Source organism: Gaiella sp., assembly GCF_035558935.1.
In the GTDB taxonomy this organism is placed as follows: Bacteria; Actinomycetota; Thermoleophilia; order Gaiellales; family Gaiellaceae; genus Gaiella.
The window spans coordinates 1-7,739 of the sequence record NZ_DATMBZ010000058.1 but is presented as its reverse complement, the minus strand read 5'-3'; the positions used below and the strand labels follow the sequence as shown (position 1 = coordinate 7,739).

Genomic DNA, 7,739 nt, shown 5'->3' with positions numbered 1-7,739 from the left:
TGCGAGCTGCGCCGGCGTGCGGAAGACGTCGCCCGCCGGGCGGATCGCCTCGTGCGCCTCCTGCGCGTTCGCGACCGCCCGCTCGTACCGGCGCGGCTCGGCGGGCACCGTCTCCGGCCCGTGTTCGCGCGCTGCGTGCGCCCGCGCCGCCTTCAGCGCCGCGTCGGAGAGCGTCACCGAGTCGGTGCGCATGTACGTGATGTGGCCGTTCTCGTACAGCCGCTGCGCGAGGCTCATCGTCGTCTGCGACGAGAACCGGAGCTTCCGACTCGCCTCCTGCTGCAGCGTCGACGTGCGGAACGGCGCGGCCGGACGGCGCGTGTACGGCTTCTCGTCGACCTTCTGCACGGAGAACAGCCGGCCCTCGAGGCCCGTCGCAAGCGACCGGGCAGCCTCCTCGTCGAGCACGAGGACGTCGTCCCCCGAGGTGCCGTCCTCGCGGAAGTCCCGACCCTGGGCAATCCGTTTGCCGGCGACCGCGACGAGTCGCGCCTCGAACGAGCCCGGCTCGAACGTCCCGACGACATCCCAGTAGCTCGCCGCGACGAACCGCATCCGCTCGCGCTCGCGCTCGACGACGAGCCGGGTGGCCACCGACTGCACGCGGCCCGCCGAGAGGCGGGGCATGACCTTCTTCCAGAGGACGGGCGAGACTTCGAAGCCGTAGAGTCGGTCGAGGATCCGCCGCGTCTCCTGAGCGTCGACGAGGCGCTCGTCGATGTCGCGCGTCTGGTCGAGCGCGCGCTGGATCGCGTCGCGCGTGATCTCGTGGAACACCATTCGCCGGACGGGAACCTTCGGCTTCAGTACCTCGCGGAGGTGCCAGGCGATCGCCTCGCCTTCGCGGTCCTCGTCCGTCGCGAGCAGGAGCTCGTCTGCCCCCCGGAGCTTCTGGCGCAGGTCGGAGACGACGCGCTTCTTGTCCGCGTCCACGACGTAGAACGGCTCGAACTCGTGCTCGACGTCGACGCCGAGCTTGCCGTAGCGCTCGCGCTGCTCCTTCGGGACGTCCGACGCGCGGTTCGGGAGGTCGCGGATGTGGCCGACGCTCGATTCGACCACGAACTCGCCGCCGAGGTAGCCGGCGATCGTCCGCGCCTTGGCGGGAGACTCGACGATGACGAGGCGGGTTGGCATCTCGGCTCGACAGCGTAACGACCGTGTGCGCCGCCGTTTCCCGACGGAGCGAACGTATCCTGCGCGCCGATGGCGCGCCCGCCCAGGCCCAGCTGGCTGTATTCCCTCGTCGCCGTGCTCAGCTGGCCGGTCGTCCGCCTCGTCCTTCGCCTGCGGGTGACGGGCCGCGAGCACGTCCCGGGCGGCGGCTGCGTCCTGGCCGCGAACCACTGGTCGAACTTCGATCCCTGGCCGCTCGGCATACCGCTCTTCCCGCGCCGGTTTCTGCGTTTCATGGCAAAGAAGGAGCTCTTCTGGCCGCCGCTCGGCTGGATCGTGCGCGCGGGTGGCGGCTTCCCGGTCGACCGCGGCGGGCGCGACACGCAGGCAATCGACACCGCGGTCGCGCTCTGTCGGGAGGGGCACGCAGTGGTGATGTTCCCGGAGGGAACGCGGCGGGCGAAAGGCATCCGAAAGCGATACGAGGCCCGCTGGCACACGGGCGCCGCGCGCATCGCGCTCTCGGCGCAGGTGCCGCTCGTCCCTGCGGGGATCGCGGGCACCGAGCGCCTTGGCCGCCTCGGACCGTTGGGCGTCGCCTACGGGCCGCCGATCGAGACGGCCGACCTCGTCGGCATGGACGAGGGCGAGGCGGCGCAAGTCGCGACCGACCGGCTGCGCGAGGCGATCGCCGCGCTCGAGACCGTGGCGCGCGGAACGAGGGAGGCGGCCTCTTGACACCCACCAAGAGGGGCGAGGCTGCAGCCACGCCCCGGCCACGGGCCCCGCTGCTCGTGATCGACGGCGACTCGTTCGCCCACCGCGCGTTCCACGCGCTGCCGCGCTCGATCCGCCGCGTGAACGGTCGGCCGGGAAACCTTCTCACGGGGCTGATGTCGATGGTGCTCCGGCTCTGGCAGGCGGAACGGCCGCGGGCCGTCGTCGTCGGCTGGGACACCCTCACCGTGCCGACCTATCGGCACGAGCTGCTTCCCGGGTACCAGGCCGGGCGGGTGTTCGACCCCGAGCTGCTCGAGCAGCTCGACCTCGCACCCGGGCTGCTGGAGGCCGCAGGCATCGTCTGCGGCAAGGCGGCCGGGTACGAGGCCGACGACTTCCTCGCGGCGGCGGTCGCCTCGGAGCGCGCGAGCGGCGGCACGGTGCTCGTCGCCACCTCCGATCGCGATGCCTTCCAGCTCGCCGCCGAGGACGTGACGATCCTGCAGCCGGTACGCGGCGTCAGCGAGCTCGCCCGCATCGGGCCCGCGGAGGTGCGGGAGCGCTACGGCGTCGAGCCCGAGCAGGTTCCGGACTTCATCGCCCTGCGGGGAGACCCGTCGGACAAGATCCCCGGCGCACGCGGCGTGGGCGCGAAGACGGCCGCCTCGCTCCTTGCAGGCAACGGCAGCCTCGACGCGCTGCTCGCCGCGGGGCGCTTCTCCGCGGAGGCCGACGCGCTGCGCACGTATCGCCACGTCGCGACGCTGGACCCGTCTGCGCCGTTGCCGAAGCTCCCCGACCGGGAGCCGGACTGGCAGGCGGGCGCGGCGGCGGCGGAGGCGCTCGGCCTCGGGCGCGTCGCGGGCCGGCTCGAGGAGGCCGCATCGAGCTGATCTCGCACCCCGCGATGGCCCACCTGCACGCGACCGGCCATCATCATCATCCCGAGCGGCCCGAGCGGCTCGAGGTTCTCCTCGAGGCGCTCGGCGGCGCGACCCGCCACGGTCGCAGGGCGAGCCGTGCGCAGATCGAGCGTGTTCACGACTCGGCGTACGTCGACTCGATCGCGTCGCTCGACGCCGAGACGTGGCTCGACGGCGACACGCTCGGCGGCCCGACCTCCTGGGAGGCGGCGCGACTCGCGGCCGGCTGCGCGATCGAGGCGGCCGAGGTCGGAGGGTTCGCACTCGTTCGCCCTCCCGGGCATCACGCGCTGCCCCGCCACGCGATGGGGTTCTGCCTGTTCGGCAACATCGCGGTCGCCGCGCGTCACGCCCAGGACAGTCTCGGGGTCGAGCGCGTGGCGATCGTCGACTGGGACGTCCACCATGGGAACGGCACGGACGCGATGTTCCGCGGCGACGACTCGGTGCTCGTCGTCTCGCTCCACCAGTGGCCCTTCTACCCGGGCAGCGGGGGGCCGGGAACGAGCGACGAGACGACGCTGAACGTGCCGCTCACGGCCGGGTCGGGCGACGCCGCGTACCTCGCGGCCTTCTCGACGCTCGTCGAGCCTGCGGTGCGCGCCTTCGATCCCGGGCTCGTCCTCGTCTCGGCGGGGTTCGACGCGCACGTCGACGACCCGCTCGCGGGAATGGAGGTCACCGAGCGCGGGTTCAGCGAGTTGGCGCGGCGTTCGGCCCAGCTCGGCCCGCGGCTGGGCGCCGTGCTCGAGGGCGGCTACAACCTGGCGACTCTCCCGCGGCTGGTGGAGGCGACGATCGAGGGCTTCGACGCCGCGTAGGCAGGCCGCCTTCTCGCTACGTCTCGCGCGGAACTGATGACGGCTCGGAGATCTCCTGGACGACCGAGCCGGTCTTCTTCTCGTTCGCCTCGAGAGCGACGTCCGCCTGGCTCACGACACCGACGAGCCGCTCACCGTCGACGACGGGAAGCCGCCGCACCCGGTACTCGGCCATCAGCTCCATCGCCTCGTCGAGGTCCTGATCGGGCGCTACCGCTACCGGGCTCGGGGATGCGACGTCGCCCACCCGCGCGGACATCGGGTCGAGGCCCTCGGCGACAGCCCGCACGACGATGTCGCGGTCGGTGAGCATCCCGACGAGTCGCCCGTCGTCGACGACCGGCATCGCGCCGAAGTCGCCCTTCCGCATGGTGCGCGCCGCGTCGCGCAGCGCTTCGGAGGAGGTCGTCGTCTCGACCCCCGGAGTCATCACGTCGGCCACCCGTGTCATAGCGAGTCCTCCGTCGTCGTGGTCGACCCGGCTGTTCCCGCGCCGAGTTTCCGCGAAACGCGCGCGGACCGGACGTCAGACCGAAATGCTCACCGGAGACGACGCGATCCAGGCGAGCGTCCCGAGGAAGACGACCGCGCCGATCGTCAGCAGCGCGATCCTGAGACCGCGCGCCGGGAGCTTGGTGCTCATACCGGCGAAGAACAGCGCAGCAGCGAAGAGGACGACGCCGAGCACGTAGTTCGTCGAGCGCTGGATGTTCCGCCGCGAGATGGCCGCCCAGGTGTCCGCCTGCGCCTCGAGCCGCGCCGCCTCGTCGCGGGCCGCCGACTTGTACTGCGGCATCGCGAACGGCGTCAGCGGCGCGTTTGCGTTCTCGATCGGCTTCGTCGCGATCCAGGCGACGACCGCGGGCTTGAACTCCGCTCGGAACCGCTCGAAGTAGAAGTCCCGAAGTCGCGTTTCGTCCCTTGCGTATGCGTCGACCCACTGCGTGAAGACGGCGACGTCGACCTGAGCCTGAGCGTTGGCGAGACTCGACGCGCGCGTCGACTCGATCCGCGCCGCGTTTCCCTTCATCGTTGCCTTCGTCGCCTCGCCGCCCCAGCGGCTCGCCTGGTAGCCGCTCCAGGCGGTGGCGACCGTCGCCGCCGCGAGCAGGATCGTCGCGACGAGCGCGACCCGGTCGACCCCGTCGTCGCCGCTCAGACAGGCCTCCCCGCGGCGTCGCACGGTGGGGCGACGTCCGGCGCGATCGACGGCAGCACGCTGTCGATGACGCGCATCGTGCGTTCCATCGCCACCGGTCTGACACCTCCGAGGCCGGAGTGGAACGGGCTGTCGAGGAACGAGAGCAGCAGGAGCAGGGTCACGATGACGGAGGTCACCGCTCCCATCAGAAGCGCCTGGGTGACCGCCCCTTCCCCGCTGTCGGCGAAGAAGAGCATGTAGACGAAGATCACCGCCGCGATGAAGAAGAGAACGAACCACAGAGGCGAGGGGATCACGCCGACGGCTCCGTGTACGCGATCGCGGCGCGCCTCTTCTCGTGTCGACGTCTGATCGAGCCACTTGTCGTAGGCGGACTGCTCGCTCGCCGTCTTCGGCTGCACGTGCCGAACGGTGTCGAACATCTCGAGCGCCCACGGGTTGACAGAGTCCCCCTCGGTGCCGTGCTCCATCCGCGGCCACTCCTCGTGCACGACGTTGCGGGCGTAGCAGAGCAGTTGGCCGGTCAGCACCTTGCCCGCCGCGGGCGGAAAGAGCTGCGCGTTCTCGAGCTGCTGGATCACGACCAGCGCCTCCGTCTCGGCCCCGGTACGCGACTGGTCGTAGCTCGTGAACGCGAGGAAGACGATGAACCCGAGCAGCACGGAGAAGCCGGTCGCGAGGACGCCGAACACGCCGGAGGCGCGGTCGCCGTCCGAGAAGTAGCTGCCTTCCGGGGCGCGGCGGCGAACAGCCAGCATCACCGCGACGGCGATCGCCGTCACGGCGGCGACCACGAGCGCGCCCCAGACGAGGTTCACGGGCGCCGACGCTATAGCGGTTCTGTGTCGGCGGCGTCCGCGCGGTCGAGTTTCACCCGGGTGGTGTACCGTCCCGCGCACGGACGGGACGGCTCCGATCACGGTCGCGCCGCTCGAGCGGGCCGATCTCGCGGCGGCGGACAGGGTCTTCAGGCTTGCCTTCGGGACGATCCTGGGTCTCGAGGAGCCGCTCCGCTTCGCCGACGGCGCCGACCCGATCCGAAGCCGCTGGACGGCAAGTCCGGACGCGGCGTTCAAGGCCGTGCTCGACGGCGAGCTCGTCGGGTCGGCGTTCGTCCGCCGGTGGGGGAGCTTCGCGGTGTTCGGCCCCCTGACCGTGCGGCCGGACCTGTGGGAGCGGGGGATCGGGTCGCGGCTCTGGGACGCGTGCCTCCCCGTCGTCGACGGCTGGGATGTGAGCCAGACGGGCCTGTTCACCTTCGCCGAGAGCACGAAGCACGTTCACCTCTACCGCAAGCACGGGTTCTGGCCGCGCTTCTTGACGGCACTCACCGAGAAGCCGCTCGCGGGCGCGGCGGTGTCGGTGGAGACCCTCGCGACGCTCGGGGACCGGGATCGCGCGGAGGCGCTCGAGGCGTGTCGTGCGATCGCCGGCGCCATCTTCCCCGGTCTCGATCTCGCGCGCGAGATCGAGACGGTCATGGAGCAGGACGTCGGGGACGTCGTGCTCGTGCGCGACGAGGCCGCAGTCGCCGGCTTCGCCGTGTGCCATGTCGGCCCCGGCTCGGAGGCCGTGCGGGGCACCTGCTACGTGAAGTTCGCAGCCGTCTGCCCGGGAGATCGCCCACGGGAGCTCCTCGGGGCGCTCCTCGATTCCTGCGAGAGCTTCGCGGCGCGGCGCGGGGCGACGCGCCTCGAGGCCGGCGTCAGCCTCGCGCGTGAGGGTGCGGCGCAGGTGCTCGCAGAGCGCGGCCATCGGACGTTCCGTCAGGGCGTCGGGATGCACCGGCCGAACGGGGAGGCCTTCAACCGCCCGGACGCGTTCGTGCTCGACGACTGGCGCTGACGGCTAATCCGGCAGCAGCGGCATCTCGAAGCCACGGTCTCGACCGAGCAGCACCGCCCGCGTGATCGCGCTCGTCCCGAACCGCGACCGGATCTCGTCCACGACCGTGTCCAGCGCGAGGCCGCCGGCGCTCGCGAACGGGAGCGCGAGCTGGACGCCGCGGTCGCTCTGGAGATTCGCGACTGCGACTCCGATCAGCGTGAGCCCGCGCCGCTCGATCGTGGGCAGCTCCCCGGCGAGGAGGCCCCGTGCGGTGGTCAGGATCACGTGCGTCTCGGCCGTCGCCCGAGGGAGCGTGTGCGAGCGGGTCGCCCGGCTGAAGTCGTCGAAGCGCAGCCGCAGCACGACGGTGCGCCCCGCCCGTCCGGCGCGCCGCATCCGGCCCGTGACGCGGTCGACCAGGCCGACGAGCGTCGCGTCGAGCTCGGCGTACGAGCGCGGCTTCCGTCCAAGGGCGCGCTGCGACCCGATCGAGCCGCGGCGGCGGCCGGGCTGGACCCGCCTCCGGTCGCGATTGTGGGCGAGGGCATGGAGCTGCCTCCCGGCCGCGGGGCCGAGCATGGCCACGAGTGCCGTCTCGGCGAGCGCTGCGACCTGGCCGACGGTGAGGAACCCGCGCATCCGGAGCTTCTGGGCGGTGACGGGCCCGACGCCCCAGAGTCGCTCGACGGGCAGGGGGTGCAGGAAGCCGAGCTCGTCGCCGGGCGGCACGACGAGGAGACCGTCGGGCTTGGCGACGCCGCTCGCGACCTTCGCGAGGAACTTCGTCCGCGCGACCCCGACGGTGATCGGCAGCCCGACCTGCTCGCGCACGTCTCTTCGCAGCCGGACGGCCATCTCGGTCGGCGTGCCGACGAGCCGCTGCATCCCGCGGACGTCGAGGAACGCCTCGTCGATCGACAACCCCTCGACGAGCGGCGTCGCGTCCTCGAAGACGCGAAACATCGCCTTGCTCGCCTCGGAGTAGGCCGACATGCGCGGCGAGACGACGACAGCCTGCGGGCAGAGGCGGCGCGCCTGGCGGCCGCCCATTGCGGTGCGGACGCCGTACGCCTTGGCCTCGTAGCTCGCCGCGAGCACGACGCCCGCGCCGACGATCACCGGCCGCCCGCGGAGCGTGGGGTCGTCGCGCTGCTCGACCGAGGCGAAGAA

General features: G+C 72.1%; 9 protein-coding genes. 4 read left to right on the top strand and 5 right to left on the bottom strand.

Annotation, left to right across the window (positions count from 1 at the left end; all coding sequences use genetic code 11):
• A partial coding sequence (gene topA, locus VNM44_RS05795; RefSeq protein WP_325623624.1) for a type I DNA topoisomerase occupies positions 1 to 1,137 on the bottom strand: 1,137 nt, incomplete at its 3' end.
• A 69-nt stretch (positions 1,138 to 1,206) separates the two neighbouring features.
• Between topA and VNM44_RS05790 the strand changes: the two genes are divergently transcribed.
• Genes VNM44_RS05790 through VNM44_RS05780 form a run of 3 tightly spaced genes read left to right on the top strand, consistent with a single transcriptional unit; the run spans position 1,207 to position 3,580 of the window.
• A complete protein-coding gene (locus tag VNM44_RS05790) occupies positions 1,207 to 1,854 on the top strand; it encodes a lysophospholipid acyltransferase family protein (RefSeq protein WP_325623622.1) in 648 nt (215 codons plus the stop codon).
• The gene (locus VNM44_RS05785) at positions 1,851 to 2,729 is read left to right on the top strand and encodes a 5'-3' exonuclease (RefSeq protein WP_325623619.1); all 879 of its coding nucleotides are present in this window, start codon (positions 1,851 to 1,853) and stop codon (positions 2,727 to 2,729) included. The genes VNM44_RS05790 and VNM44_RS05785 overlap by 4 nt, the downstream gene beginning before the upstream one ends.
• A gap of 14 nt (positions 2,730 to 2,743) precedes the next feature.
• Positions 2,744 to 3,580 (top strand): histone deacetylase, encoded by an 837-nt coding sequence (locus tag VNM44_RS05780; RefSeq protein WP_325623617.1) that lies wholly within the window; start codon positions 2,744 to 2,746, stop codon positions 3,578 to 3,580.
• A gap of 16 nt (positions 3,581 to 3,596) precedes the next feature.
• On the opposite strand, the gene VNM44_RS05775 is transcribed toward VNM44_RS05780, so the two are convergent.
• The 3 genes from VNM44_RS05775 to VNM44_RS05765 form a co-directional block, all read right to left on the bottom strand.
• Positions 3,597 to 4,031 (bottom strand): CBS domain-containing protein, encoded by a 435-nt coding sequence (locus tag VNM44_RS05775; RefSeq protein ID WP_325623615.1) that lies wholly within the window; start codon positions 4,029 to 4,031, stop codon positions 3,597 to 3,599.
• Positions 4,032 to 4,106: 75 nt separating this feature from the next.
• Positions 4,107 to 4,763: a hypothetical protein gene (locus tag VNM44_RS05770; protein WP_325623613.1), complete on the bottom strand. Its 657-nt coding sequence runs from the start codon at positions 4,761 to 4,763 to the stop codon at positions 4,107 to 4,109.
• Positions 4,736 to 5,560 (bottom strand): hypothetical protein, encoded by an 825-nt coding sequence (locus VNM44_RS05765; RefSeq protein WP_325623611.1) that lies wholly within the window; start codon positions 5,558 to 5,560, stop codon positions 4,736 to 4,738. Before VNM44_RS05765 ends, VNM44_RS05770 begins: the two co-directional genes overlap by 28 nt.
• 22 nt (positions 5,561 to 5,582) lie before the next feature.
• On the opposite strand from VNM44_RS05765, the gene VNM44_RS05760 reads away from it, so the two are divergent.
• Positions 5,583 to 6,587 carry a GNAT family N-acetyltransferase gene (locus tag VNM44_RS05760; protein ID WP_414652956.1) on the top strand — a complete coding sequence of 335 codons (1,005 nt, stop codon included), beginning with the start codon at positions 5,583 to 5,585 and terminating at the stop codon, positions 6,585 to 6,587.
• Positions 6,588 to 6,590: 3 nt separating this feature from the next.
• On the opposite strand, the gene dinB is transcribed toward VNM44_RS05760, so the two are convergent.
• On the bottom strand, positions 6,591 to 7,739 hold a 1,149-nt coding region (gene dinB / locus VNM44_RS05755), incomplete at its 5' end, for a DNA polymerase IV (protein ID WP_325623609.1).

What these genes read in the sequence shown, in the direction of transcription:
- VNM44_RS05775 (WP_325623615.1), bottom strand. Translation starts at nt 4,031, where the DNA reads ATGACACGGGTGGCCGACGTGATGACTCCGGGGGTCGAGACGACGACC.
- VNM44_RS05780 (WP_325623617.1), top strand. Translation starts at nt 2,744, where the DNA reads ATGGCCCACCTGCACGCGACCGGCCATCATCATCATCCCGAGCGGCCC.
- VNM44_RS05790 (WP_325623622.1), top strand. Translation starts at nt 1,207, where the DNA reads ATGGCGCGCCCGCCCAGGCCCAGCTGGCTGTATTCCCTCGTCGCCGTG.